22 protein-coding genes are annotated in these 24,957 nt (G+C 76.1%); 11 read left to right on the forward strand and 11 right to left on the reverse strand.

Translation table 11 applies throughout. From position 1 onward, the window contains the following. Positions 1-40 precede the first annotated feature (40 nt). Together WA616_RS15800 and WA616_RS15805 are read left to right on the forward strand one after the other, a co-directional pair. Positions 41-880 carry a DUF1206 domain-containing protein gene (locus WA616_RS15800; RefSeq protein ID WP_336031278.1) on the forward strand — a complete coding sequence of 280 codons (840 nt, stop codon included), beginning with the start codon at positions 41-43 and terminating at the stop codon, positions 878-880. After that, on the forward strand, positions 877-1,737 hold the full coding sequence (locus tag WA616_RS15805; RefSeq protein ID WP_336031280.1) for a DUF1206 domain-containing protein: 861 nt from the start codon (positions 877-879) through the stop codon (positions 1,735-1,737). Before WA616_RS15800 ends, WA616_RS15805 begins: the two co-directional genes overlap by 4 nt. Here WA616_RS15805 and WA616_RS15810 read toward each other — a convergent pair. The 3 genes from WA616_RS15810 to WA616_RS15820 all read right to left on the reverse strand — a co-directional run bounded on the left by WA616_RS15810 (position 1,734) and on the right by WA616_RS15820 (position 4,251). Next, entirely contained in the window at positions 1,734-2,495 is a 762-nt protein-coding gene (locus tag WA616_RS15810) for an SDR family oxidoreductase (protein WP_336031283.1), read from the reverse strand. The genes WA616_RS15805 and WA616_RS15810 overlap by 4 nt on opposite strands. Before the next feature lie 93 nt (positions 2,496-2,588). Continuing rightward, complete coding sequence (locus WA616_RS15815; protein WP_336031285.1) at positions 2,589-3,800, reverse strand: acetyl-CoA C-acetyltransferase; 1,212 nt, start codon at positions 3,798-3,800, stop codon at positions 2,589-2,591. An 82-nt stretch (positions 3,801-3,882) separates the two neighbouring features. Continuing rightward, a complete protein-coding gene (locus WA616_RS15820) occupies positions 3,883-4,251 on the reverse strand; it encodes an STAS domain-containing protein (protein ID WP_336031286.1) in 369 nt (122 codons plus the stop codon). Between the two features lie 237 nt (positions 4,252-4,488). Between WA616_RS15820 and WA616_RS15825 the strand changes: the two genes are divergently transcribed. Both WA616_RS15825 and WA616_RS15830 read left to right on the forward strand, forming a co-directional pair. Further along, positions 4,489-4,797, forward strand: coding sequence for a hypothetical protein (locus WA616_RS15825; RefSeq protein WP_336031287.1), 309 nt, complete (start codon positions 4,489-4,491; stop codon positions 4,795-4,797). A gap of 249 nt (positions 4,798-5,046) precedes the next feature. After that, complete coding sequence (locus tag WA616_RS15830) at positions 5,047-5,415, forward strand: hypothetical protein (RefSeq protein WP_336031289.1); 369 nt, start codon at positions 5,047-5,049, stop codon at positions 5,413-5,415. 84 nt (positions 5,416-5,499) lie between these two features. Here WA616_RS15830 and WA616_RS15835 read toward each other — a convergent pair whose 3' ends face one another. Beyond that, positions 5,500-8,553, reverse strand: coding sequence for a sacsin N-terminal ATP-binding-like domain-containing protein (locus tag WA616_RS15835; RefSeq protein WP_336031291.1), 3,054 nt, complete (start codon positions 8,551-8,553; stop codon positions 5,500-5,502). A gap of 63 nt (positions 8,554-8,616) precedes the next feature. Here WA616_RS15835 and WA616_RS15840 point away from each other — a divergent pair, with 63 nt between their 5' ends. Together WA616_RS15840 and WA616_RS15845 are read left to right on the forward strand one after the other, a co-directional pair. Further along, positions 8,617-10,155 carry an aldehyde dehydrogenase family protein gene (locus tag WA616_RS15840; protein WP_336031293.1) on the forward strand — a complete coding sequence of 513 codons (1,539 nt, stop codon included), beginning with the start codon at positions 8,617-8,619 and terminating at the stop codon, positions 10,153-10,155. Continuing rightward, positions 10,152-11,771, forward strand: coding sequence for a GMC family oxidoreductase (locus tag WA616_RS15845; RefSeq protein ID WP_336031295.1), 1,620 nt, complete (start codon positions 10,152-10,154; stop codon positions 11,769-11,771). The genes WA616_RS15840 and WA616_RS15845 overlap by 4 nt, the downstream gene beginning before the upstream one ends. Positions 11,772-11,863: 92 nt before the next feature. On the opposite strand, the gene WA616_RS15850 is transcribed toward WA616_RS15845, so the two are convergent. Next, entirely contained in the window at positions 11,864-13,180 is a 1,317-nt protein-coding gene (locus tag WA616_RS15850; RefSeq protein ID WP_336031297.1) for an MFS transporter, read from the reverse strand. Positions 13,181-13,253: 73 nt separating this feature from the next. Here WA616_RS15850 and WA616_RS15855 point away from each other — a divergent pair, with 73 nt between their 5' ends. The 3 genes from WA616_RS15855 to WA616_RS15865 all read left to right on the forward strand — a co-directional run bounded on the left by WA616_RS15855 (position 13,254) and on the right by WA616_RS15865 (position 16,707). Further along, positions 13,254-14,264: a GlxA family transcriptional regulator gene (locus WA616_RS15855; RefSeq protein WP_336031299.1), complete on the forward strand. Its 1,011-nt coding sequence runs from the start codon at positions 13,254-13,256 to the stop codon at positions 14,262-14,264. A 264-nt stretch (positions 14,265-14,528) separates the two neighbouring features. Then, on the forward strand, positions 14,529-16,109 hold the full coding sequence (locus WA616_RS15860; protein ID WP_336031301.1) for a DEAD/DEAH box helicase: 1,581 nt from the start codon (positions 14,529-14,531) through the stop codon (positions 16,107-16,109). 73 nt (positions 16,110-16,182) lie between these two features. Further along, positions 16,183-16,707 (forward strand): hypothetical protein, encoded by a 525-nt coding sequence (locus WA616_RS15865; protein ID WP_073420525.1) that lies wholly within the window; start codon positions 16,183-16,185, stop codon positions 16,705-16,707. Here the strand turns inward: WA616_RS15865 and WA616_RS15870 are convergent, their stop codons facing one another. After that, positions 16,708-17,241 (reverse strand): helix-turn-helix domain-containing protein, encoded by a 534-nt coding sequence (locus WA616_RS15870; RefSeq protein ID WP_336031304.1) that lies wholly within the window; start codon positions 17,239-17,241, stop codon positions 16,708-16,710. A 53-nt stretch (positions 17,242-17,294) separates the two neighbouring features. On the opposite strand from WA616_RS15870, the gene WA616_RS15875 reads away from it, so the two are divergent. Both WA616_RS15875 and WA616_RS15880 read left to right on the forward strand, forming a co-directional pair. After that, positions 17,295-17,642, forward strand: coding sequence for a hypothetical protein (locus WA616_RS15875; protein WP_336031305.1), 348 nt, complete (start codon positions 17,295-17,297; stop codon positions 17,640-17,642). Then, positions 17,639-18,574 (forward strand): alpha/beta hydrolase family protein, encoded by a 936-nt coding sequence (locus WA616_RS15880; protein WP_336031306.1) that lies wholly within the window; start codon positions 17,639-17,641, stop codon positions 18,572-18,574. The genes WA616_RS15875 and WA616_RS15880 overlap by 4 nt, the downstream gene beginning before the upstream one ends. Before the next feature lie 87 nt (positions 18,575-18,661). Here the strand turns inward: WA616_RS15880 and WA616_RS15885 are convergent, their stop codons facing one another. From WA616_RS15885 to WA616_RS15905, 5 genes are all read right to left on the reverse strand, one after another. Further along, the gene (locus WA616_RS15885) at positions 18,662-19,669 is read right to left on the reverse strand and encodes a sugar phosphate isomerase/epimerase family protein (RefSeq protein ID WP_336031308.1); all 1,008 of its coding nucleotides are present in this window, start codon (positions 19,667-19,669) and stop codon (positions 18,662-18,664) included. Positions 19,670-19,688: 19 nt separating this feature from the next. Beyond that, positions 19,689-20,870, reverse strand: coding sequence for a Gfo/Idh/MocA family protein (locus tag WA616_RS15890; protein ID WP_336031310.1), 1,182 nt, complete (start codon positions 20,868-20,870; stop codon positions 19,689-19,691). Positions 20,871-20,931: 61 nt separating this feature from the next. Beyond that, positions 20,932-21,993, reverse strand: coding sequence for a substrate-binding domain-containing protein (locus WA616_RS15895; protein WP_073420531.1), 1,062 nt, complete (start codon positions 21,991-21,993; stop codon positions 20,932-20,934). A gap of 104 nt (positions 21,994-22,097) precedes the next feature. Then, on the reverse strand, positions 22,098-23,276 hold the full coding sequence (locus WA616_RS15900; RefSeq protein WP_336031312.1) for an ABC transporter permease: 1,179 nt from the start codon (positions 23,274-23,276) through the stop codon (positions 22,098-22,100). Further along, positions 23,273-24,880, reverse strand: coding sequence for a sugar ABC transporter ATP-binding protein (locus WA616_RS15905; protein WP_336031314.1), 1,608 nt, complete (start codon positions 24,878-24,880; stop codon positions 23,273-23,275). Before WA616_RS15905 ends, WA616_RS15900 begins: the two co-directional genes overlap by 4 nt. Between the last annotated feature and the right edge of the window lie 77 nt (positions 24,881-24,957).

The raw sequence follows: 24,957 nt of genomic DNA on the forward strand, positions 1-24,957 counted from the left end.
CTGAGCGGCGCACGGGGGTGCGACGACGGGAGGTCGGACGATGAGCGGTACGGGGTCGGTGACGGGCGCGGCCGGCCGCGCGGGCAACAGCGACGCGCTGGAGAACCTGGCCCGGGTCGGGCTGATCGCCTACGGCGTCGTCCACCTGCTCATCGCCTGGCTGTCCCTGCAGCTGGCGTGGGGCGGCGGCGGCCAGTCCGCCGACCAGTCAGGCGCGCTGGCCACCCTCGCGGACTCGCCGGTGGGCAAGCCGCTGCTGTGGGTGCTCGCGATCGGCCTGGTCGCGCTGGCGCTGTGGCAGGCCGCGGAGGTGTTCCGCTGGCGGTCGGGCTGGTCGGCGTCGGGCGACCAGCGGAAGAAGGCGCTCGGCCGCTCGGGCAAGGCGGTGGCCAAGGCGATCGTCTACCTCGTCCTCGCGGTCGCCGCGTTCCGCGCCGCGACCGGCGGCGGGCAGTCGAGCTCGGGTCAGCAGCAGCAGACCGCGGCCGGCGTCTTCGGCTGGCCCGCCGGGCGCTGGCTGGTCGGGCTGGTCGGCCTGGTCGTCGTCGGCGTCGGGATCTACCACGTGGTCAAGGGCGTGACGAAGAAGTTCCTCGAGCAGGTCGACCTCTCCTCGGCGCCGCAGTCGGCGCGCCGGACGGTCACCCGCCTCGGGCAGGTCGGCTACCCGGCCAAGGGCGTCGCGCTCGGCGTGGTCGGTGCGCTGTTCGTCTGGGCCGCGGTCACCTTCGACCCCGCCAAGGCCTCGGGCCTCGACGGCGCCATGCGCACCATCCTCGACGCGCCGTTCGGCCGGGTCCTGCTCACGCTGGTCGCGTTCGGCATCGCCGCGTTCGGCGCCTTCTGCTTCGTCCGGGCCCGCTACCCCGAGCGGACGTGACGGGCGGGCTCCTCGCCCGGGTGCACCGCGCGGTCACGGCCGCCCGCGATGTCACCGACCACCCGGTCCTGCGCGCGCTCGCCCGGGTCGGGCTGGTCGCCTACGGCATGGTGCACCTGCTCATCGCCTGGCTGACCTGGCGGGTGTCCCGCGGGGCGGAGGAGGCCGACGCCGACCAGACCGGCGCGCTGCACGCGGTCGCCGGCACGCCCGGCGGCGGGGCGCTGCTCTGGGCGATCGGGCTGGGCCTGCTGGCGCTGGCGCTGTGGCAGGCCGGCGAGGTGCTGCTCTGGTGGCGCGGCCTCCTCGACCCGGCGCACCGCGTCCGCACCGCCGTCGTCTGCGCCAAGTGCCTGGCGAAGGCCGCCGTCTACGCCGTCCTGGGCGTCACCGCGCTGCTGTTCGCCGTCGGGGTGGAGTACGAGGCCGGCGCGCGGCTGCGGGAGCTCACCGGCGAGACGCTCGAGGTGCCCGGCGGCGCGGTGGCCGTGGGTGCGGCGGCGGTCGGCATCGTCGCCCTCGGCCTCTACTCGCTGTGGCGCGGGGCCACCGGCGGCTTCATGAAGGACGTCGACCTGCCCGCCGCCCCCGACCGGTTCGAGCCGGTGATCGAGGTGATCGGCCGGGTCGGGTACGCGGCCAAGGGCGTGGCGTTCGGCGTCGTCGGTGTGCTGCTGTTCCGCGCCGCGACGACGGCCGACGTCTCCACCGCCACCGGCCTCGACGGCGCGATGACGGCGATCGGCCGCACGGGCGCGGGCCCGGCGCTGCTGGCCGTCGTCGCGGCCGGCTTCGCCGCGTTCGGCGTGTACGCCCTGGCCCGCGCCCGCTATCCCGACCGCGACCCGTCGTCCTAGGTGCGGGGGCCGCCGGCGACGTAGACGACCTGCCCGGACACGAAGCCCGCGCCCTCGCTGACGAAGAACGAGACGGTGTGCGCGATGTCCTCGGGCACCCCGGCGCGGGCCACCGGGATGGCGGCGGCCCGCTCGGCCACGTACTCGTCCCAGTCGCGGCCGATCCGCTCGGCGGTCGCCTTGGTCATCTCGGTCTGGATGAAGCCCGGCGCGATCGCGTTGGCGGTGACGCCGAACTTGCCCAGCTCGATCGCGAGGGTCTTGGTGAAGCCCTGCAGGCCGGCCTTGGCGGTGGCGTAGTTGGCCTGGCCGCGGTTGCCGAGCGCCGAGGTGCTCGACAGGTTGACCACGCGGCCCCACTTCGCATCCACCATGTACTTCTGGCAGGCGCGTGCCATGAGGAACGAGCCGCGCAGGTGCACGTGCATGACCAGGTCCCAGTCGGCGTCGCTCATCTTGAACAGCATGTTGTCGCGGGTGACGCCCGCGTTGTTGACCAGGACGACGGGCGGGCCGAGCTCGGCGGCGATCCGGTCGACGGCGGCCTGCACCTGCTCGGCGTCGCCGACGTCGGCCCCCGCCCCCAGCGCCCGCCCGCCGGCGGCCTCGACGGCCTGCACGGTGTCGGCGGTGGAGGCCTCGTCGAGGTCGAGCACGGCGACGGCGAACCCGTCAGCGGCCAGGCGCAGCGCGGTGGCCGCGCCGATGCCGCGGGCGGCGCCGGTGACGATCGCGACGCGGGCGGGGGACTCGCTCATGGGGAGGCTCTCCTCGGGGTCGGGGGCTGCCGGCCGATCATGCCGGTCAGCCCCCGGACACGCCGGGCGAGGGTGTCACACGCCGATGCGGTGTTACACGCGCTCCAGCACGGCGGCCAGGCCCTGCCCGCCGCCGATGCACATCGTCTCCAGGCCGTAGCGGGCACCGCGGCGGTCCATCTCGCGGGTCAGCGTGGCGAGGATGCGCCCGCCGGTGGCGCCGACCGGGTGGCCGAGGGAGATGCCCGAGCCGTTGACGTTCATCCGCTCGGAGTCGGACTCGGTGAAGCCCCACTCGCGGGTCACCGCGAGCACCTGGCTGGCGAAGGCCTCGTTGAGCTCGATGAGGTCGATGTCGGAGAGCTTCAGGCCGGCCAGCTCGAGCGCCTTCGCCGTCGCGGGCACCGGGCCGATGCCCATGGTCCGCGGCGGGACGCCGGCCACCGCCCAGGACACGACCCGCGCCAGCGGCCGCAGCCCGTACTCGGCCGCCTTCTCCGGCGAGGTGACCACGCAGACGGCGGCGCCGTCGTTCTGCCCGCTGGCGTTGCCGGCGGTGACGGTGGCCTCCGGGTCGTCCTTGCCCATGATCGGGCGGAGCTTCGCGAGGGTCTCGACGTTCGAGTCGGGACGGATGTGCTCGTCGCGCTCGACGACGGTGTCGCCCTTGCGGCCCGTGATGGTCACCGGGACGACCTCGTCGGCGAAGCGGCCCTCGGCCGTGGCGGCGGCGGCGCGCTGGTGGCTGCGGACGGAGTACTCGTCCTGCTCCTCGCGGCTGATCGAGTACTCGCGGCGCAGGTTCTCGGCGGTCTCGAGCATGCCGCCGGGCACCGGGTGGTTGACGCCGCCGGCGGTGACGCGACCGCGGGCCAGGCCGTCCTGCAGCAGCACGCCGGGGCCGGCCTTGACGCCCCAGCGCATGGCGGTCGAGTAGAACGGCGCGTTGCTCATCGACTCCGCCCCGCCCGCGAGGACGACGTCGGCGGCGCCGGTCTGCACCGACATGGCGGCGTAGAGGACAGCCTGCAGGCCCGAGCCGCAGCGGCGGTCGATCTGCAGCCCCGAGGCGGTCACCGGCAGCCCGGCGTTCAGCGCGGCGACGCGGCCGATCGCCGGCGCCTCCATGGTCGGGTAGCAGTGGCCGAGCAGGACGTCGTCGACCGACTCCGGCGGCAGACCGGTGCGCTGCATGAGCGCCTCGATGACGGTGGTGGCGAGGTCCTGCACGGGCACGTCCCGCAGGGACCCCCCGAAGCCCCCGACCGGGGTCCGCAGCGGCTCACAGATGACCGCGTCACGCACGGCGTCCTCCTCGGCTCCGGCGGGCACGGTCCCGCACCGACGCCGAGTGTGCTCCCCGCCGCAGGGAGCCGCGCAGCCAGGTTCAGGCGGCGCCGGCGGTGCCCGGGTGGACGGTCTCGCAGCCCAGCAGCTCCCACAGGCCGGTGACCTGCAGCGCCCGGGTGACCGCGCGGGTGGCGACCAGGACGCGCATCGGGACGCCGGCCTGGTCGGCGGTGCGGTGGGCGACGGCGAGGGCGGACAGGCCGGCGGAGTCGAGGAAGGTGACCGCCTCGAGGTCCACGGTCACGCCGCGCGGGCGGTCGGCGAAGGCGCCGTCGAGCGCCCGGCGCAGGGCCGGGGCGGTGGAGCAGTCCACCTCGCCGGCGCAGACGATGCGCACGGCGCCGTCCACCGGGATGGCGTCGACGGTGAGGAGTTCGCTGGTGGGCCCAGGGGAGACAGTGGTCACGGTGCGCCTCTCGGTCGAGGGCGAACCCGTGCGGAGGACAGCGGCTGGTCAGCCGTACCAAAGCGCGGAGTCCGGGAAGGACGAGCACGGCTGATGTTGAACCGCACCTCGGACGGTAGGCGCGGGTCAGGTGGGGCGCAAGGGTCCCGCCGGTGTGTCCCCCGCGCGACACCGGCCGCTCACCTGCGGCGGGACGACGGCGACCGCCTCCTCCGCGGGGCGGGGATACTGGTCGCCGTGAACGGTCGGTTGGCCCTGGCGGGCGTGGTCTGGGCGGCGGTCTCGGTCGCCGCGTTCGTCGCCATCGGCAACGTGATCGTGGCCGCCGGCCTGGTCGTGTTCGGGCTCGTGCTCCTCGTCGTGCTGGGAATGGCCAGCGACTGGGACAGCCACCCGGACTTCGAGGAGCGCGAGCGGTACCGCTCGCGCCGGCGCAAGGACAAGTGGGACCGCAACGCCGGCGTCCGCGCCCGCGACCGGCAGCGCTGGGAGGCCCACCAGGCCCGCCAGGCGGAGAAGGCCGCGCGCCGGCCCCAGCAGGACTGAACGCGACCGGGCACGGGACGCCCGGAGGACGGCGGGTGTCCGGAAAACCCGTGGACGGCGTCCGCGGGGTGGTCCTACGGTCGTCGTCATGCGCCTCTGAGTCCTCCCGCGACCGAGTCCTGCCGCGTCCTCGCTGACGCCCGCGGGTCGAGCCCCGGCTCCCCGCTCCCCTCCCGCCCGTCCCCCGGGCGCGCCCCTGCCTGGCTGCCGGCTGCCCGCGGCCGGTCCGACCTCCACCCGGAGGCCCCCGTGTCACGTCCCCTGCGTCCCCTCTCCCCCGCGGCCGCCGCCGCCCGCGCCGCGCTGCCCGCCGACGACGGGGCGGCGTTCGACCGGCTCGCGTCGGCCGTACTCGCCTCGCCGCCGGCCGCGCTGGGTGCCGCCCTGCGTTCGGTGCTCCCCGGCACGGCCGGCATCCGCTGGCTGCGCACGGCGGGCCTGCCGCCGACCACCCGGGCGTCCGCGCTCACGGCCGGTCAGTGGCAGTCCCTGTACGAGTGCTGGCGGGCCACCGCGCCGGCCCCCTCCGCCGGCGGCCCCGCCGGCCGGCGGGTCGGCGGGCGGACCTCCGCGCACGGGCACGCGCCCGGCGCGATGGCCGCCCCGCGCTGGCACTAGGAGGACCTCCCTGCCCCCACCGCTCGTCCGGCCCCCTGCAGGGGCCCGCCGCGAGCTCGCGAGCGGTGGGGGGCAGGGGGTCCTTCAGCAGCCGACCCCGTCCTCCACGGCGAGGTCGGCCGACCGGCCGGGCTCGGCGAACGCCTCGGCCAGCGCCTGCCGCAGCGGCCACGCGCCGTGCCGCCAGGCCAGCGCCCGGCCGAGCGCGGCGGGCGTGCCGTCCACGGCGTCGGGGCCCCCGTCGGTCCCGGGCCACCAGGGCACCGGCCGCCCGCCCGCGAGCAGCGGCGCGTGCACCTCCACCTCACCCGCCAGCCCCGGCACCCCGAGCCGCGCCGCGGCGAGGTCCGCGCCGGGCAGGTCCGCCCACGCGTGCCGGCTCCCCGGCGCGCTCTCCACCGCCGCCCGCACCCGCTCGCTCAGCAGCGGCAGGTCCAGGAGGTCGGCCACCGCGCCCGGCGCGCCGCCGGCGGGCACGAGCGGCCCGTCGGCCAGCGGCTGCAACCACGGCGCGTCGAGGACGGCGACCCGCTCCCGCCCGGGGTCGGCGACCCGGTCCGGCGCCACCCGGACGCGCTCCGGGGGCTCGACGTCGAGGCCGTCCAGCGCCGCCGCGAGCCGCGCGTGCACGTCGCGCAGCACCGCCGACGGGACCGTGCGCGCCGGGTCGCCGAGCCGCTCGAGCAGGTCGAGGGCGGCGTCAGGGTCGGCGAGCACGTCGTCGACGGTGGCCGGCGGACGCAGCCGCGCGAGCACCTCCGGCGCGCCCCGCGCCGGTTCGTACAGCCCCTGCAGCTGCTTGCCCGCGGGGGAACGGAGCCGGCCCGGCCGCTGGCCGTCGAGCACCGGGTGCGTCGCCAGCCACCAGCGGAGGTGGCAGGGCAGGGGAACGCCGTCGAGCACCACGTCGGCCCACGCCTCGTCGGGCAGCGCGGCGAGCAGCGGCAGCGCGCCGGCCCAGTCGGCCACCAGGTCGAGGTCGCGGACGGTGGTCAGCGGCGGCCACGACGGCGGCGTCCCGGGCGGCAGCCGGTCGAGGACGGCGTCGGCCCACTCCCCCGCCCCGTCGACGTCGAGGTCGTCGGGGTCCTCGGCGCGCACCAGCGCGAAGGTCGACAGCACGCCCGCGGCCCGCAACGCGGCGGGGTCGTGCGCGGCGGCGAAGTCGGGGTCGAGCGTGCCGAGCGCCCGGGCGCCGAGCACCGCGGCCAGCGGTGCCCCGGGCAGCAGCAGCTCGCCGGCCGGGGCCCAGGCGCCGTCGTCGTCGGGCAGGGCGAGCTCGGCCAGCCACGGCAGCTCGCCCGGTGCCGTGCCGGCCGCGGCGACCAGCGCCAGCACCGCGTCGGCGAGGTCGGCGGGGTCGCCGTCGTCGAAGCCCTCGTCGACGGCGTCGACCGACTCCTCGACGGCGGCGCGCACGGCCGGGTCGGCGAGCACCGCGGCGGCGGTGGCGGGGCGGGCGCCGAGCCGCTCGAGCAGCCGGCGCGCGGCGGGCGGGGCAATGGCGTCGGGGTGCGCGATGCGCAGCGACAGCGGCCCGAGCCGGCCGACCGGGAGGTCGTCGCCGGCGAGCAGCACGCCGGCCGGGCCGGGCGCGGTGCGGCCGTCGGCCAGCGGCACGGGCAGCGCGCCGAGCTCCTCGCGGTCGGCGGTCTCGAACGCGGCGTAGAGCCGCGCCCACCACGACGGCGGCCGCGCGATGCCGGCGACCGCCTCGACGACGGCGGCCGGTCCCACCCGGCGGACGCCGAGCGCGGCCAGGGCCGGGGCGGCGTCGCGGCGGGCCCAGCCGGGCGGGAGCAGCCCGGGCACCACGCCGGTGAGGGCGCCGACGCGGTCGCCGGCGTCGTCGTCGAGGACGGCGGCGCGGCCGGGTGGCCGGCGGGTGCCGGCGTCGGTGTGGCCGTCGGCGTCGGCGACGGGGAGCAAGGCGGTCGCGCGCAGCCGGTCGAGGACGGCCGAGCCGAGGTCCGCGTCGAGCTCGGCGGCGGCCAGCCCGACGCGCGGCACGAGCGCCAGCACGGCCGGGTCGGGCGGGAGGGCGGTCACCAGGTCGGCGTAGGCCGCGGCGGCGGCGTCGACGAGGGCGGCGGTGACCGGGCCGGGCGTCACGTGCCGCCGGTCGGGGCCGAGCGGGAACGGGGCGAGGAGCCGGGCCGGCAGCGACAGCGGCTCGTCGCTCGGGGTCGGCGCGTGCACGACCGGGCGTCCGGGCGGCGGCACCGGGCGGCCGTCGTCGTCGAGCGGTACGGCCCAGGTGACGGTGAAGCCGCGCCGGGTGCGCTCCTCCACGGGCCGGTCGGCGAGCAGCGCCGCGGGCAGCTCGCCGCTGCGCTCGGCCAGCCGCCAGACGGTGGTGCGGTCGCCGTCGCGGACGTGCGCCAGCGGTGGGGTGCGGGTGCAGGCGAGCGTGCGCACGGCGCCGTCGACGACGACCTCGACCTCCCGCAGGCCCGGCAGGGCGAGCAGCAGCTCGGCCTCCAGGTCCTGCAGCGCGGCGCGGACCGCCGCCCGGGCGCCGGCCCGCAGCGGGAGCACGACCTCGGTGGCGAAGCCCTCCGGCGGCGCGCCCTCGGCCGGCCAGGCCAGCCGCAGCACCGGCACGGCGCCCTCGCGGCGCGCCAGCTCGCCGGCGAGCGCGGGGACGGCGGCCACCTCGGCCCGGGTGCGTCCGGCGCTGAACCGCACGCCGCCGGTCAGGGAGTGCACGGCCGGTTCGTCACTGACGGCGAGCACCGCGGCGAAGCCGACCCCGAACCGGCCGACCGTCTCGATCGGTGGCCCGCCGGAGCCCTCGGAGCGACCGACCGCGCCGTCCTGGTCCCGCTTCGCCGACGCGCGCAGGCTGGCGAGCCCGGCCACGCCGTCGGCGTCCAGCGGGGCCCCGGTGTTGGCGGCGCGCAGCACCTCTCCCCCGCCGCCGACGGCCGCGAGCTCCAGCCGCAGCCGGCCCGGGACGCCGGCGCGGACGGCGGCGTCGGCGGCGTTCTGCGCGAGTTCGACCAGCAGCCGGTCGCGGTAGCCGCCGCGGACGAGGTCCTCCTCGGCGTTGGCGTCCTCGCGGAAGCGCGCCGGGGAGTCGGCCCACGCGGCGAGCACGCGGCGGCGCAGCGCGGCGGTGTCGAAGGGGTCGGACACGGGACGAGCATGGGTCCCGGACCGGAGCTACGCGCCGGTAACTTGCGGGGTAACCTGCGCCACATGTCGCTCGCCGAGCAGTTGGACACGGTCACCGACGCCGCCGCCGGCACGGTCGACCGGCACGCCACCACCGAGACCTTCGAGTCGACGAACCCGGCCTCCGGCGCGGTCGTCGGCGTCTTCCCGGTCCACGACGCCGACGCCGTCCGGGAGACCGTGGAGCGCGCCCGCCCGGCCGCGCAGCGGTGGGCGGAGCTCGGCTTCGACGGCCGGCGCGAGCGGCTGGCCGCCTACCGCGGCTACCTCGCCCGGCGCATGCACGAGCTCGCCGACCTGGTGCACCGGGAGAACGGCAAGCCGCACGCCGACGCCATCCTCGAGATCACCCTGGCGATCGACCACCTGGCCTGGGCCGGGGCGCACGCGCGGAAGACCCTCGGCCCGCGCCGGGTGCGCGCCGGCATGCTCGCGGCGAACCACGCCGCGTACCTGGAGTACCAGCCGCTCGGCGTCGTCGGCGTGATCGGCCCCTGGAACTACCCGGTGTTCACGCCGATGGGCTCGATCGCCTACGCGCTGGCCGCCGGCAACGCCGTCGTCTTCAAGCCGTCGGAGTACACCCCCGCCGTCGGCGCGTGGCTGGCCGCCGCGTGGCGGGCCGCCGTCCCCGACGCCGCCGACGCCCTCCAGGTGGTCACCGGGTACGGCGAGACGGGCGCGGCGCTGTGCCGGGCCGGCGTCGGCAAGCTGGCCTTCACCGGCTCGGCGCCCACCGGCCGCACGGTCATGGCCGCCTGCGCCGAGACGCTCACCCCGGTGCTCATGGAGCTCGGTGGCAAGGACGCGATGATCGTCGACGACGACGCCGACGTGGCCGCCGCCGCCGACGCCGCCGTCTGGGGCGCGATGAGCAACGCCGGCCAGACCTGCATCGGCATCGAGCGGGTCTACGTGGCCTCCCCCGTCTACGACCGGTTCGTCGCCGAGGTGACCGAGCGCGTGCAGGGGCTGCGCCCGGGGTCCGACGACGAGGCCGCGTACGGGCCGATGACGATGGCGTCGCAGGCCGACGTCGTCCGCCGGCACCTCGACGACGCGACGTCCTCCGGCGGGCGGGCGGTGCACGGCGGGACGCTGGACGGCGGGTTCGTGGCGCCGACCGTGCTGCTCGACGTGCCGGAGTCGTCGGCGGCGGTGCGCGAGGAGACCTTCGGCCCGACGCTGACGATCACCCGGGTGCGCGACGCCGAGGAGGCGCTGGAGCGCACCAACGCGACGTCGTACGGCCTGGCCGGGGCGGTGTTCTCCCGGTCGCGGGCGCGCGCGATGGACCTCGCCCGCCGGATGCGCAGCGGCATGACCAGCGTGAACTCGGTGCTCACCTTCGCCTCGGTGCCGGCGCTGCCCTTCGGCGGCGTGGGCGAGAGCGGCTTCGGCCGCATCCACGGCGAGGACGGGCTCAAGGAGTTCACCCGCGCCAAGGCGATCACCCGCCAGCGCTACGCCCTGCCGGTGAACCTGATGTCGTTCACCCGCCCGCCGGCCGCGGCCGACGCGCTCGCGCGGGTCATGGGCATGGTGCACGGGCGGCACCGGTGACCGCTGCCGCGCGCGACGGGTTCGACGTCGTCGTCGTCGGGGCGGGCTCGGCCGGCTGCGCGCTGGCCGCCCGGCTGACCGAGGACCCCTCGGTGCGGGTGCTGCTGCTGGAGGCCGGCGGGTCCGACGACGTCCTCGAGGTGCAGATCCCGGCCGCGATGTACAAGGTCTGGCGCACCCGGCGCGACTGGAACTACACGACCGGGCCGCAGCCGGGCCTCGGCGGGCGCGAGCTGTTCTGGCCGCGCGGCAAGCTGCTGGGCGGGTCGTCGTCGATCAACGCGATGATCTACATCAGGGGTGCGGCCGCCGACTACGACGAGTGGGCGCAGCTGACCGGCGACCCGTCGTGGTCCCACGACGCGGTGCTGCCGCTGTTCCGCCGCATGGAGGACAACGCGCTCGGCGCCGACCGTTTCCACGGCGCCGGCGGGCCGCTGCGGGTGGAGGACCTGCGCTCGCCGCACCCGTGGACGCGGGCGGTGGTCGAGTCGGCGGTCGCCGCCGGCCACCCGCGCAACGACGACTTCAACGGCGCCGCCCAGGAGGGCGTCGGGCAGTACCAGGTGACGCAGAAGCGGGGACGGCGGTGGTCGGCCGCCGACGCGTACCTGCGCCCGGCGCTCGGCCGGCCGAACCTGACCGTGCTCACCGGTGCGCTCACCACCCGGGTGCTCGTCTCCGGCGGGCGGGCCACCGGCGTCGAGTACCGGCGCGGCGGGCAGGTGCACACCGCGCACGCGTCGGCCGAGGTGGTGCTCTGCGGCGGCGCGGTGAACTCGCCGCAGCTGCTCATGCTCTCGGGCATCGGGCCGGCCGCCCACCTGCGCAAGGTCGGCGTCGACGTCGTCCACGACCTGCCCGGCGTCGGCGGCGGGCTGCAGGACCACCCGCTGGTCCCGGTGATCTGGGACGTGCGGTCCGGGAAGTCGCTGCTGCGGGCGGAGTCGCCGTCGGGCTACGCGCGGTGGTTCGGCGCCCGGCGCGGGCCGCTGTCGTCGAACCTGGCCGAGGCGGGGCTGTTCACCCGCTCGCGGCCGGACCTCGACCAGCCCGACCTGCAGTACCACTTCCTGCCGGTCAAGTTCTGGCGGCAGGCGGAGGTCGACCCCGACGTCGACGCGTTCACCGCGGCCGCCGTCCTGGTGCACGTGCACTCGCGCGGCTCGGTGCGGCTGCGCTCGGCCGACCCGACGTGGGCACCGGCCATCGACGCCGGCTACCTCACCGACGAGCGCGACCTCGACGCGCTGGTGACGGGCGTCGAGAAGGCGCGCGAGATCGCCTCGGTCGGGCCGCTGGCGGAGGTGCTGGCCGGGGAGTGGTCGCCGGGCAGGGCCGCGACGGGGCGCGAGGCGCTGCGGGCGAAGGTGCGGGAGACGCTCGAGTCGCTGTACCACCCGGTGTCCTCGTGCCGGATGGGCACGGACGACGACGCGGTCGTGGATCCGCAGCTGCGCGTGCACGGCCTGTCCGGTCTGCGGGTGGTCGACGCCTCGGTCATGCCGACGCTGGTGCGCGGCAACACGAACGCGCCGACGATCATGATCGCCGAGCGCGCCGCCGACCTCCTGGCCGGCCGCGCCGTCGACCCGGCACTCGCCGCCACCGCCTGACCCCGCCTCGGCACCGGGTCGCCGGTGTTCCTCGCGCATCACCGGTCCTGCAGGACCGGCGACGCGCGAGAAACGCCGTCAGTGCGCCCGGCTCAGCCGTGGGTGGTCGCTGTGGAGGCAGTGGTCGGCTCGGTGGGCGTCGCGGGCGGGGCGTCCGGGGCCGGGCGACGGCGGATCGAGATCGACAGCGCCGCGGCCACCAGGCACAGCGCGCCCGCGCCGAACCAGGCCAGGTCGTAGGAGCCGGTGACGTCGCGGATCACGCCGCCGCCGAACGCGGCCGCCGCCGACCCGACCTGGTGGGAGGCGAACACCCAGCCGAACACCACCGGCGCCCGCGCGCCGAAGTGCTCGCGGCACAGCGCCAGCGTCGGCGGCACGGTGGCCACCCAGTCCAGGCCGTAGAAGACGATGAACGCGATCATGCTGACGTGCAGGTCCGGCCCGAACAGGGGCGGCAGCAGGAACAGCGAGAAGCCGCGCAGCGCGTAGTAGGCCAGCAGCAGCACCCGCGGGTCCACGCGGTCGGTCAGCCAGCCGGAGAACACGGTGCCGGCGATGTCGAAGATCCCGACGACCGCCAGCAGCGACGCCGCCGTCGTCACCGGCATGCCGTGGTCGTGCGCGGCCGGGATGAAGTGCGGCTGCACCAGCCCAATGGTCGACGCGCCGCAGATGAAGAAGCCGGCCGCCAGCAGCCAGAACGGCCGCGACCGCGCCGCGAGCGCCAGGCCGGCCAGCGCCGCGCGGGCCGCGCCGGTGCGCACCGGGTCGACGTCGTCGGCCGCGGTGCCTCCGTAGGGGACGGCGCCGACGTCGCGCGGCCGGTCGCGCAGCAGCCACAGCACCAGCGGGACGACGGCGAGCGCGGCCGCCGTGGTCCCGAGCGACGCCGCCCGCCAGCCGCCGTCGGTCTCCGCCACCGCCGCGACGACGGGCAGGAAGACCAGCTGCCCGGTGGCGCCGCCGGCGGTGAGGATCCCGCTGACCAGCCCGCGCCGGGCCACGAACCAGCGCCCGGTCACCGTGGCCACCAGCGACAGCGCCATGGAGCCGGTGCCCAGCCCGACGGCGAACCCCCACAGCAGCACCAGCTGCCAGCTCGCCGTCATGAACACCGTCAGGCCGCTGCCGACGGCGGTGAGCAGCAGCGCGCCGACGACGACCCGCCGGATGCCGAACCGCTCCATCAGCGCCGCGGCGAACGGCGCGGTCAGCCCGTAGAGGGCCATGTTGACCGCGACGGCGGCCGAGATCGTCGAGACCGACCAGCCGAACTCCTCGCGCAGCGGGTCGATGAGCACGCCGGGCACCGCGCGGAACGCCGCGGCGCCGACCAGCGCCAGGAAGGTCACCGCGGCCACCCACCAGGCGGGGTGGATCCGGCGGCGGGGCACGGTCGTCGTCACGAGCGGAGAGCATGACCGACCGCTGACTGCGGCGACCAGTGGCCCGACGGCCAACACGTGCAAGGATCCGGCCATGACAGCAGGCGCGGGTCCGGCCAGGACCGCCGGCCCCAGTCGACACGAGGTGGCCGTCCTCGCGCTCCCCGGCACGATCGCCTTCGAACTCGGCCTCCCCCACCGCCTGCTGGGCAGCGCCGTCGACGCCGACGAGCGCCCGCTCTACCGCGTGCGGGTGGCCACCCTCGACGGCGGTCCGGTGCGCACGTCGGCGGGCTACTCGATCCAGCCGGAGCACGACGCCACGCTGCTGGAGTCCGCGCGCACCGTGGTCGTCCCCGGCGTCCAGGGCGGCCCGGCGATGAGCGACGGGGAGGTCCCGGCCGACCTGGCCGCCGCGCTCCGGGCCGCGTCGGCGCACGCCCGCCTGCTCTCGATCTGCACCGGCGCGTTCGTGCTCGCCGCGGCCGGGCTGCTCGACGGCCGGCCGGCCACCACGCACTGGATGCACACGCAGGCCTTCGCCCGGCACTTCCCCCGGGTGCGGCTGGACCCCGACGTCCTGTTCGTCGACGACGGCGACGTGCTCACCAGCGCGGGCAACGCGGCTGGCATCGACCTGCTGCTGCACCTCGTCCGGCGCGACCACGGCAGCGCGGTGGCCAACCGGGTGGCGCGGCGGAACGTCGTCGCGCCGTGGCGGGAGGGCGGGCAGTCGCAGTTCGTCGAACGGCCGCTGCCCGAGACCGGCGACGCCGGCACCGCGGCCACCCGCGCCTGGGCGCTCGAGCGCCTCGGCGAGCCGCTGACCCTCGCCGGGCTCGCCGCGCACGCGCGGATGAGCGTGCGCACCTTCACCCGGCGCTTCCGCGAGGAGACCGGCCAGTCGCCGCAGCGCTGGCTGGCCGCGCAGCGGATCGCGCTGGCCCGCCGGCTGCTGGAGTCGACCGACGCCTCGGTCGACCGGGTGGCCGCCGAGGCCGGCTTCGGGACGACGGCGTCGCTGCGGGCGCACCTGCGCGCCTCGATCGGCGTCCCGCCGGGCGCCTACCGCCGCACCTACCGGGGTGCCGGCGTGGGCCGTTAGCGCGACGGAGGCCACCCGGACGGGGCGGGTGTGACGCGCGCCTCCCCCGCCCAGGGCAGGTCCGGCGGCCGCGTCTGGTTGAGTGGGACGTACCGGCGCCGCCCTCGCTCATCCGGAGCTGCAGGACTCGACGTCGGGCTGGAGCAGCGCCACCGAGGCGCGCCCGGCTGTCCGACGTCGCCGACGGCGCGACCCGCCCCCGACCGGGGCCGGCGTGCGCCCGCGGTGGCCGAGGACGGCGACCCGAGCACCACCGAGGAACCCATGACCTCCCCGCAGTCCTCTCCTGCCGCCGGCACGTCCCGGCCCCGCCGCCGTCGCGGCGGCCGCGGCCGCGGCTCCGGCGCCGCCCAGAACACCCCGGTGCAGGCCCCCACCCAGACCCCGGCGGCGGCGCCCGTGGTCCCGGCCGGCGACGTCGCCACCGTGCTGCCCACCGACGCCACCTTCGCCGAGCTCGGCGTGCCCGCGCCGCTGGTCGAGGTGCTCACCGCCAGCGGCATCACCGCGCCGTTCCCCATCCAGGTCGCGACGCTGCCCGACTCGCTGGCCGGCCGCGACGTGCTCGGCCGCGGCCGCACCGGCTCGGGCAAGACCATCGCCTTCGCCCTCCCGCTGGTGGCCCGCCTGTCGGCCTCCACCACGCGGCGCCAGGCGCGCAAGCCGCGGGCGCTGGTGCTCGTGCCGACCCGCGAGCTCGCCAACCAGGTGCTGGCCACCGTCGAGCCGCTGGCCACGGCGCTCGGCCTGCGCTCCACCGTCGTCTTCGGCGGCGTCGGCCAAAACCCGCAGGTGCAGGCCCTGGCCGCAGGCGTCGACGTGCTCGTGGCCTGCCCCGGCCGGCTCGAGGACCTCATCGGGCAGGGGCACGCCGACCTGTCCGCCGTCGAGGTCACCGTGCTCGACGAGGCCGACCACATGGCCGACCTGGGCTTCCTGCCCGGCGTGAAGCGGCTGCTCGACCGCACCCCGCAGGGCGGCCAGCGGCTGCTGTTCTCCGCCACGCTGGACAACGGCGTCGACGTGCTGGTCAAGCGCTACCTGTCGCAGCCGGTGACCCACTCGGTCGACCCGGCCGTCGCGCCGGTGGCCACGATGACCCACCACGTGTTCCAGGTCAGCGCCGCCGACAAGGCCGAGGTCGTGCGCCAGCTGGCCTCCGGGCTCGGCCGCAGCGTGCTGTTCACCCGCACCAAGCACCAGGCCAAGAAGCTCGCCAAGCAGCTGACCGCGGCCGGCATCCCGGCCGTCGACCTGCACGGCAACCTCAGCCAGAACGCCCGCGAGCGCAACCTCGAGGCGTTCAGCACCGGCGGCACCCGCGTGCTGTGCGCGACCGACATCGCCGCCCGCGGCATCCACGTCGACGACGTCTCGCTGGTCGTGCACGTCGACCCGCCGACCGAGCACAAGGCCTACCTGCACCGCTCCGGCCGCACGGCCCGCGCCGGTGCCGGCGGCACGGTGGTCACGGTGTCGACGCCGGACCAGAACGGCGAGGTCCGCACGCTGACCCGCCAGGCCGGCATCACGCCGATCGTCAGCCAGGTGCGCCCCGGCGCGGAGCAGATCACCGGGCTCACCGGCCCGGCCGCGCCGTACGTCGAGCCGGCCCCGGCACCCGCCCCTCAGCCCCAGGGCCAGGGCGGCGGCCGGCGCCGCCGCGGCGGATCCGGTGGCGGCAGCGGCACCGCGACGGCGACGTCGTCCACGAAGGCGACCGGGAGCCGCGGTCAGTCCCGCAGCCCGCAGGGCCCGGCGCGCACCCGCGCCGAGCTCGCCGCGCGGGCCGGCTCGCACTCCGCGGCGTCGTTCAGCGGCCGTTCGCGGCGCGGCGGCCGCTGAGCCCCGGGCGGTTTCCGGCGGGGACGGTCGGGCAGTGCAGTCCCGACCGTCCCCGACCCCGCGGAGGTGCCCCGTGGCCCTGCCCATCACCCTGTCCGAGATCGGCCCCCGCATCTCGGCCGGCGCGTTCATCCTCAACAGCGGCCTGGGCAAGCGCGCCGCCGACGAGCAGACCGCGGCCGGCCTGCACGGCTTCGCCTCCGGCACGTACCCGTTCCTCAAGGACGTCGAGCCGCGGCAGTTCGTGCAGGCCCTGTCGACGGCGGAGATCGCTGTCGGCGCCGCCCTGCTGACGCCGTTCGTGCCCACCGCGCTGGCCGGCGCCGTCCTCACCGGCTTCGCCGGCGGGCTGCTCGGGCTCTACCTGCGCACGCCCGGCATGCGCAAGGAGGGCAGCCTCGCCCCCACCGAGCAGGGCCTGTCCATCGCCAAGGACGTGTGGCTGCTGGGCATCGGCGTCGGCCTGCTCACCCGCGGCACCGTCGACCGCAGCTCGCGGAAGATCTCGCGCGCCGGCCGGACGCTGGCCAAGGCGAACAAGCGGGTCGCCCGGGCCGAGCGCAAGGCGGAGCGGAAGGCCGAGCGCGCCGCCGCGTAGTCAGCCGCCGGGCAGGAACACCGTCCCGACCAGCCGGCGCCGCCGGCCCGCGCGGGGCGTGTTCTCCAGCCGGGCCCGCAGCACCGCCCGGACGTCGTCGAGCAGGCCGCTGAACTCCTCGTCGTCCAGCCACAGGCCGGTCATCCGGTAGCCGACGCCGTCCCGGGCGGGGTCCAGCCCGTCCGGGCCGGCGGCGTCGGCCCAGCGGTCGAAGTCGGCGAGCAGCGCGGCGACGAACGTCCCGAAGGCGCGGCGGTGCTGGTCGGGGGTCATGCCCGCCGCCTCGTCCGGGCCGACGGAGGCGGCGGCGGTCACCAGCCGGTAGGTGCGCTCGGTGCTGCCGCGCACGCGGCGCTCCCCCACCACCTCCAGCACGCCCGCGTCCGCGAGCACGCCGACGTGCCGGTACAGCGTCGCCACCGGGACGTCGGGCATCTCGGCGTGCAGCTCACCGGTGGTCAGGGTGCGGTCCCCCAGCAGCGCCTGCACCACGCGCAGGCGGACGGGGTGCAGCAGCAGGTCGGCTGTCGCCACGCTCGACCTCTCTCATGATTGACAACGGTCTCACGGTCGAGAACGATGGTGCCATGGCGACGATCGAGACGACAGCGCGGACCCTGCGGATCACCCTCACCCCGGCCGAGAGGGTGCTCGGCCTGCTGCGCGACCTCGAGGTCCCGCTGACGGCGGTGCGCTCGGCCGAGGTCGTCCCCGACGGGCCGGCCGCCGCCCGCGGGCTGCGCGCCCCGGGGCTCGGCCTGCCGGGCCTGCGGAAGATCGGCACCTGGCGCCGGCGCGGGACGCGGACGTTCGTCAGCGTGCGGCGCGGCCCCGCCGTGCGGCTCGAACTGGCCGGTCAGCGCTTCGACGCCGCGCTCGTCAGCGTGGCCGACCCCGCAGCGGTCGTCGCCGCGGTCCCGGGCGCGCGGACGTGACCGGGCGCGAGCTGCCGGTGACCGTGCCGGGGAAGCCGCCGCTCGCGGGCACCCTCACCCTCCCGGGCACCGCCGGTCCGGCCCCGGCGGTGCTGCTCGCGCCGGGCTCCGGCCCGCTCGACCGCGACTCCGACCACCGGCGCATGCGGTTCGGCGTCACCCGCGACCTGGCGCACGCCCTCGCCGCCGCGGGCCTCGCCTCGCTGCGGTACGACAAGCGCGGTGTCGGCGGCTCACCGGGCGACTGGCGGCGGGCCGGGTTCACGGACAACGCCGACGACCTGCTCCGCGCCCTGGACACGCTGGCCGCGCGGCCGGAGGTGGACGGCAGCCGGATCGTCCTCGCCGGCCACAGCGAGGGCGCCCTGCTGGCCACCATGGCGGCCGGCACGGCAGGCGCTCGTGTCGCCGGCGTCGTCCTGCTCGCCGGGTCGGCCACCCCGGGCGACGCGCTGCTGCGCTGGCAGGCGCGGCAGATCGCGCCGACGCTGCCGGCGCCCGTGCGCGGGCTCCTGCGGCTGCTGCGGACCGACCTCGAGCGGAAGGTGGCGGCCAACCACGAGCGCATCCGGGCCACAACCGGCGACGTCGCCCGGATCGGCGGCGTCCGCCTCAACGCGCGGTGGCACCGCGAGTTCCTGGCGTACGACCCCCGCGGCGACCTCGCCCGCATCCCCGTGCCGGTGCTCGCGGTGACCGGCGGGAAGGACCTCCAGGTGCCGGCCGCGGACCTCGACACCATCGCCGCGACGGTCGCGGGCCCGGTCACCACCCTGCGCCCGCCCGACCTCACCCACACGCTGCGGCGCCAGCCCGGCCCGGCCTCGCTGCGCGCCTACCGCCGCGAGCTGCGGCAGCCGGTGGACCGTGCGGTGCTCGACGTCGTCACCTCGTGGTGCCGCGCCGTCACCGGCCTCGTCCCGGCGGCCTGAGCACGACCGCCCGGACAGCACGGAGGGCCGGGCGCGCGTCCGCGCCCGGCCCTCCGCCGCACTCCCCCGGCCGACGCCGGGAGTTCCTCAGTTGCCGCTGGCGAAGGCGGCGTCGAACGCGGCCGCCGGCGGGTCGAAGGCCAGGCGGCGGACGAACGCCAGCGCCTCCGGGGCGCCGACGAGGCGGTCCATGCCGGCGTCCTCCCACTCCACCGAGATCGGGCCGTCGTAGCCGATCGTGTTCAGCATCCGGAAGCAGGCCTCCCACGGGACGTCGCCGTGCCCGGTGGAGACGAAGTCCCAGCCGCGCCGCGGGTCGGCCCAGGGCAGGTGCGAGCCCATCCGGCCGTTGCGGCCGTTGCCGACCTGCTTCTTCGCGTCCTTGCAGTCGACGTGGTAGATCCGGTCCTTGAAGTCCCAGATGAACGACACCGGGTCGAGGTCCTGCCACACGAAGTGGGACGGGTCCCAGTTGAGGCCGAACGCCTCGCGGTGGCCGATGGCCTCCATCGTGCGGACCGTCGTCCAGTAGTCGTAGGCGATCTCCGACGGGTGCACCTCGTGGGCGAACCGGACGCCGACCTCGTCGAAGACGTCGAGGATCGGGTTCCACCGGTCGGCGAAGTCGCGGTAGCCGTCCTCGATCATCGACTCGGGCACCGGCGGGAACATCGCCACGGTCTTCCAGATCTTCGACCCGGTGAACCCGACGACGGTCTTCACACCGAGCTTGGCGGCCGCGCGGGCGGTCAGCTTCATCTCCTCGGCCGCCCGCTGCCGGACGCCCTCGGGCTCGCCGTCGCCCCACACGCGGGCGTTGACCATGCCGCGGTGCCGCTCGTCGATCGGGTCGTCGCAGACGGCCTGGCCGTTGAGGTGGTTGGAGATGGCGAAGACCTGCAGGCCGTGCTTCTCCAGCAGCGCAAGGCGCTCCTGCACGTACGAGTCGTCGTTGGCGGCGCGCTCGACGTCGAGGTGGTCGCCCCAGCAGGCGATCTCCAGGCCGTCGTAGCCCCACTCGGAGGCCAGCCGGCACATCTCCTCGAACGGCAGGTCGGCCCACTGGCCGGTGAACAGGGTGATCGGGCGTGGCATGAGGGAGAACCTCTCTTCGTCAGGCGGGGACGGGGGTCCAGGTCGCGTCCGCGGCGGCACTGCGCTCCACGGCGTCGAGGACGCGCTGGATCTGCAGGCCGTCGGCGAACGACGGCGTGGGGTCCTCGTCCTTGGCGATCGCGGTGAGCAGGTCGACGACCTGGTGGGTGAAGCCGTGCTCGTACCCCAGCCCGTGCCCGGCCGGCCACCACGCGGCGACGTAGGGGTGCTCGGGCTCGGTGACGATGATCCGGCGGAAGCCGGCCCGCTCGGCGGGCTCGCTGCCGTCGAAGAACTCCAGGACGTTCATGTCCTCGAAGTCGAACGCCAGGCTGCCCTCGGACCCGTTGATCTCGATCCGGATGCCGTTCTTGCGGCCCAGGGCGAAGCGGGTGGCCTCGAAGGTGGCCAGCGCGCCGCCGGAGAAGCGGGCGAGGAAGACGGCGGCGTCGTCGACGGTCACCTGCCCCATGCCCTCGCCGGCCGTGCCGGACAGCGAGCCGGCGGAGGCGGCCAGCGGCCGCTCCTTGACGAACGTCTCCAGCAGCGCGCTCACGCCGGTGACGGTCTCGCCGGTGATGTACTGCGTCAGGTCGACGACGTGCGCGCCGATGTCGCCGAGCGCGCCGGAGCCGGCCTTGTCCTTCTCCAGCCGCCAGGACATCGGTGCCGACGGGTCGGCGATCCAGTCCTGCAGGTACGCGGCGCGGACGTGCCGGATGCGGCCCAGGCGGCCCTCGGCGACCAGCCGGCGGGCCAGGCCGATCGCCGGCACGCGGCGGTAGGTGAAGCCGACCATCGAGCGGACGCCGCGGGCGGCGGCGCGCTGCGCGGCCTCGGCCATGGCCTCCGCCTCGGCGACGGTGTTGGCCAGCGGCTTTTCGCACAGGACGTGCTTGCCGGCCTCGAGCGCGGCGATCGCGATCTCGGCGTGCGTGTCGCCGGGGGTGCAGACGTCGACCAGGCCGACGTCCTCGCGCTCGACGACGCGGCGCCAGTCGGTCTCGGTCCGCGACCAGCCGAGCTTGCCGGCGGCCTCGGCCACGCGGCCGGCGTCGCGGCCGGCGAGCACCCGCAGGTCGGGGCGGATCGGCAGGTCGAAGAAGTGGGGGGCGGTGCGCCAGGCCTGCGAGTGCGCCGCGCCCATGAAGGCGTAGCCGATCAAGCCCACCCCGAGGGTCGGCCGGTCGGGCGGGGTCATCGGGTTCTCCTCGGGGAGTGGGGCGGGGCCGCCGCGGTCCGGCGGCCCCGCCCCGGGGGGCTCAGGACTCGAAGGCGGTGTCGATGTACTGGTCGACGTTGTCCGCGGTGACGACCGGCGCGTTCAGCACGATCTGCCGCGGGATCTCGATCTCGACCAGGTCCGAGAGGGCCTTGTCCTGCGCGATGAGGCGGGCCAGGCGGACGCCGTCGGCGGCCTGGGTCGACGGGTAGATGACCGTCGCCTGGAGGACGGAGTTGCCCTCCTGGATCGCCCGCATGGCGTTGGCCGAGCCGGCGCCCCCGACCATGAAGAACTCGTCGCGGCCGGCGCTCTCGATGGCGGCCAGGACGCCGACGCCCTGGTCGTCGTCGTGGTTCCAGATGGCGTCGATCTGCGGGGCGGCCTGGAGCAGGTTGGAGGCCGCCTCCTCGCCGCCCTCGACGGTGAAGTCGGCGGCGACGCGGTTGTCGACGTCGAGGCCGCACTCGGCCAGCGCGTCGGCGAAGCCCTGGCTGCGGTCCTGGGTCAGCGGCAGGGAGTCGATGCCGGCGATCTCCGCGACGACGGCGTCGGGGTTGTCGCCGAGCTGCTCGCAGACGTAGGTGCCGGCCGAGACGCCCATGCCGTAGTTGTCACCGAGGACGGTGGTGCGGGCGGCGAACGGGCTGTCGAACTCGCGGTCGACGTTGATGACCGGGATGCCGGCCTCCATCGCCTGCAGCGCGACCGGGGTCATCGCCGCGCCGTCGAAGGGCAGCAGCACGATGGCGTCGACGCCGTCGTTGATGAAGGTCTCGACCTGGCTGATCTGCGTGCTGACGTCGTTGGTGCCCTCCGCGACCACCAGCTCGACGTCCTCGTAGCTCTCGGCCTCGGCGCGGGCGGCCTCGGTGATGCCGGCCATCCAGCCGTGGTCGGCGGCGGGCGCCGAGAAGCCGATGGTGACGGTGTCGCCGGCCTCGTCGTTGTCGCTGGCGGCCGTGTTGCCGCCACCGCCGCCGCCGCTACCGGAGTCCTCCGGGGTGTTGCTGGTGCAGCCGGCCACGAGGACGCCTGCGCTGAGCAGGGCGACCGTGGCGTAGGGCAGGCGGCGGAACGGACGCTGCCTCGTTGCAGACATGCTGTCTCCTCAGGTGTCGCCCCCTGTCCGGGAGCCGGGGTGGTCCGCCACCGGGCGGGCGCCCGGTGGGTGGTGCGGTCCGGCGCGCGGTCGCGCGCCGGGTGTCAGAGGGTCTTGCCGGGAGGCGCCGGGCGGGTGCCGCCCGGGCCGCCGTCGGTGGTGGTGCCGCCGGAGACGGCCCCCGACGGGGCGCCGGTCAGCACCGGCCCGCCGGCCGTTCCCCCGGACGAGGGCCGGCGGAAGCTGAACCCGCCGGTGGCCAGCCGCTGCTGCAGCAGGACGGCGAGGATGATGATCACGCCGCGGGCCACGGCCTGCGCCGAGCTCGACAGGTTGTTGAGCGTGAAGACGTTGCCCAGCGTGATGATGATCAGCACGCCCAGGACCGTGCCGACGATCGTGCCGCGCCCGCCGATGAGCAGGGTGCCGCCGATGACCACCGCGGCGATCGCCTCGAGCTCGTACAGGGTGCCGTGCGTCGAGCTGCCGGTGGTGGTGCGCGCCATGAGCATCACGGCCGCGATGCCGCAGCAGATGCCTGACAGGACGTAGAGCTTGACCGTGTGCCGCTGCACCCGGATGCCGGCCAGGCGGGCGGCCTCGGCGTTGCCGCCGACGGCGAAGGTGCGCCGGCCGAACGTGGTGCGGTTGAGCAGCACCCACCCGGCGACGGCGACGAGCGCGAAGATGATCACCAGGGTCGGGATGCCGAGCACGTCGCCGGAGAAGAAGGACAGGAAGTCCCGGTCGCGGACGATCTGGGTGCGCCGGTTGGCGATGATCTCGGCGAGGCCGCGGGCCGCGGTGAGCATGGCCAGCGTCGCGATGAAGGCGGCGAGCTTGCCGTAGGCGATGATGAGGCCGTTCACCAGCCCGGCCACCGCGCCCACGACGACCGCCGTGAAGACCATGACGATCCAGTGGGTGTCCTCGGCCATCTGCTGGGTGGCCAGCGTGGTGGCCCAGATGGAGGACAGCGCCACCAGCGCGCCGACCGACAGGTCGATCCCGCCGCCGATGATCACGAACGTCATGCCGATGCTGACGACGCCGATGACCGACGCCAGCCGCAGGATGGTCAGGACGTTGTTCACGTCGGCGAACCGGTCGCCGGCGGTGGCGACGCCGACGATGCAGAGGATGACCAGGGCGACGACCAGGCCCAGGTTGCGCCCCAGCGGCCCGGCCATGAGGCCGCCGCCGGAGCGGTTCCCCCCGCCGTCGGCGTCGGCCTTGCCCGTCCCCGCGGCCAGCGCGGTGCTGCCGCCGATGTCGCTGCTCATGCTCCGGTCCCTTCGTGCTGCGCCGTCCCGACGCCTGTCGTGTGGTGGAGTTCCGGCGCGACGCCGTGCGTGGTGGTCCCCTGCATGACCAGGTCGAGCACGCGGTGCTCGTCGAGGGCGCCGGCCGGCTCCTCGGCCATGACCCGGCCCTCGGCGACCACGAGCACCCGGTCGGCGAGACCCAGGACCTCGGGGATCTCGCTGGAGACGACGACGACGGCGACGCCGCGGTCGGCGAGGTCGCGCACCAGGGCGTAGATCTCCGAGCGGGCGCCGACGTCGACGCCGCGGGTGGGCTCGTCGAGCAGCAGCACCCGGCAGTCGCGGAGCAGCCAGCGGGCCAGCACGACCTTCTGCTGGTTGCCGCCGGAGAGGGTGCGCACCTCGCGGGTCTCGTCGGCGGGACGCACGTCCAGCGACCGGACCTGCTCGCGCGCCGCGGTGCGTTCGGCGGACCGGGCGAGGAAGCCGCCGCGGGCGAAGCGGGCCAGGCTGGAGATGCTGATGTTGTTGGCGACCGACTCACCGAGCAGCAGCGCCTGGCTCTTGCGCTCCTCGGGCGCCAGGCCGATGCCGGCGGCCACCGCGGAGCCCACGTCGCCGCGGCGCAGTGCCCGGCCGCCGACCCGCACGACGCCCGACGTCGCCCGGCGGGCGCCGTAGACGGTCTCGAGGATCTCCGACCGCCCGCACCCGACGAGGCCGGCCAGGCCGACGATCTCGCCCGGGCGGACGGCGAAGGAGACGTCGGAGAACGAACCGCGCAGGCCGAGGTCCTCGACCTCGAGCAGCGGCGTGGTGCCCGCCGCGACGGGGGTCGCCCGCTCGGGGAAGACGTACTCGATATCCCGGCCGGTCATCAGCGTGATGACCTCGCGGGTCGGGGTCTCGCGGGCCGGCAGGCCGGTGGCGACGGTGCGGCCGTCCTTGATGACGGTGATCCGGTCGCCGATCTCGCGGATCTCCTCGAGCCGGTGGGAGATGTAGACGATGGCGACGCCCTCGGCGGTGAGGTCGCGGATGACGGCGAAGAGCCGGTCGACCTCCTCGTTGTCGAGCACCGCGGACGGCTCGTCCATGATGATCAGGCGCGCGTCCTGCGACAGCGCCCGCGCGATGCTCACCATCTGCTGCGAGGCCGCCGAGAGGGAGCCCACCTCCGCCGACGGCCGGATCTCCGGGTGGCCGAGCCGGGTGAGCAGCGCCGCCGCCCGCCGGTTGATCTCGGCCGGCCGGACGAAGCCCATCCGGGCCTGCTCGCGGCCGAGGAAGACGTTGTCGGCCACGGTGAGCCCGGAGACGAGGTCGAGCTCCTGGTAGATCGTGGCGATCCCGAGCCGCAAGGCGGCCTGCGGGTCGCCGAGCGCCACGTGCTCGCCCTGCCAGGCGATCGTGCCCTCGTCGGGCTGGTGGGCACCGGCCAGGACCTTGATCAGCGTCGACTTGCCCGCGCCGTTCTGGCCGAGCAGGCAGTGCACCTCACCGGCCCGCACGTCGAGGTCGACGCCGCCGAGGGCCCGGACGCCCGGGAAGGTCTTGACGATGCCCTGCATCTCCAGCAGCGGCGCACCGCGCAGCACTGCCTCCTGTGCCGGCGCCGTCACCGGGCGACCGCCCGGGTACCGCCGGCGGTCGGTCGTCGCATCCCGAGGACCACGACGTCACCTCCCGACTTCTGCTC

The sequence above is a fragment of the Geodermatophilus sp. FMUSA9-8 genome (assembly GCF_037034165.1).
Taxonomy (GTDB): Bacteria; Actinomycetota; Actinomycetes; order Mycobacteriales; family Geodermatophilaceae; genus Geodermatophilus; species Geodermatophilus nigrescens.

Bases quoted from the DNA above. Each gene is read 5' to 3' on its own strand.
- WA616_RS15800 (WP_336031278.1), top strand. From the start codon at position 41: ATGAGCGGTACGGGGTCGGTGACGGGCGCGGCCGGCCGCGCGGGCAAC.
- WA616_RS15810 (WP_336031283.1), bottom strand. From the start codon at position 2,495: ATGAGCGAGTCCCCCGCCCGCGTCGCGATCGTCACCGGCGCCGCCCGC.
- WA616_RS15840 (WP_336031293.1), top strand. From the start codon at position 8,617: ATGTCGCTCGCCGAGCAGTTGGACACGGTCACCGACGCCGCCGCCGGC.
- WA616_RS15855 (WP_336031299.1), top strand. From the start codon at position 13,254: ATGACAGCAGGCGCGGGTCCGGCCAGGACCGCCGGCCCCAGTCGACAC.
- WA616_RS15860 (WP_336031301.1), top strand. From the start codon at position 14,529: ATGACCTCCCCGCAGTCCTCTCCTGCCGCCGGCACGTCCCGGCCCCGC.
- WA616_RS15875 (WP_336031305.1), top strand. From the start codon at position 17,295: ATGGCGACGATCGAGACGACAGCGCGGACCCTGCGGATCACCCTCACC.
- WA616_RS15885 (WP_336031308.1), bottom strand. From the start codon at position 19,669: ATGCCACGCCCGATCACCCTGTTCACCGGCCAGTGGGCCGACCTGCCG.
- WA616_RS15890 (WP_336031310.1), bottom strand. From the start codon at position 20,870: ATGACCCCGCCCGACCGGCCGACCCTCGGGGTGGGCTTGATCGGCTAC.
- WA616_RS15895 (WP_073420531.1), bottom strand. From the start codon at position 21,993: ATGTCTGCAACGAGGCAGCGTCCGTTCCGCCGCCTGCCCTACGCCACG.
- WA616_RS15900 (WP_336031312.1), bottom strand. From the start codon at position 23,276: ATGAGCAGCGACATCGGCGGCAGCACCGCGCTGGCCGCGGGGACGGGC.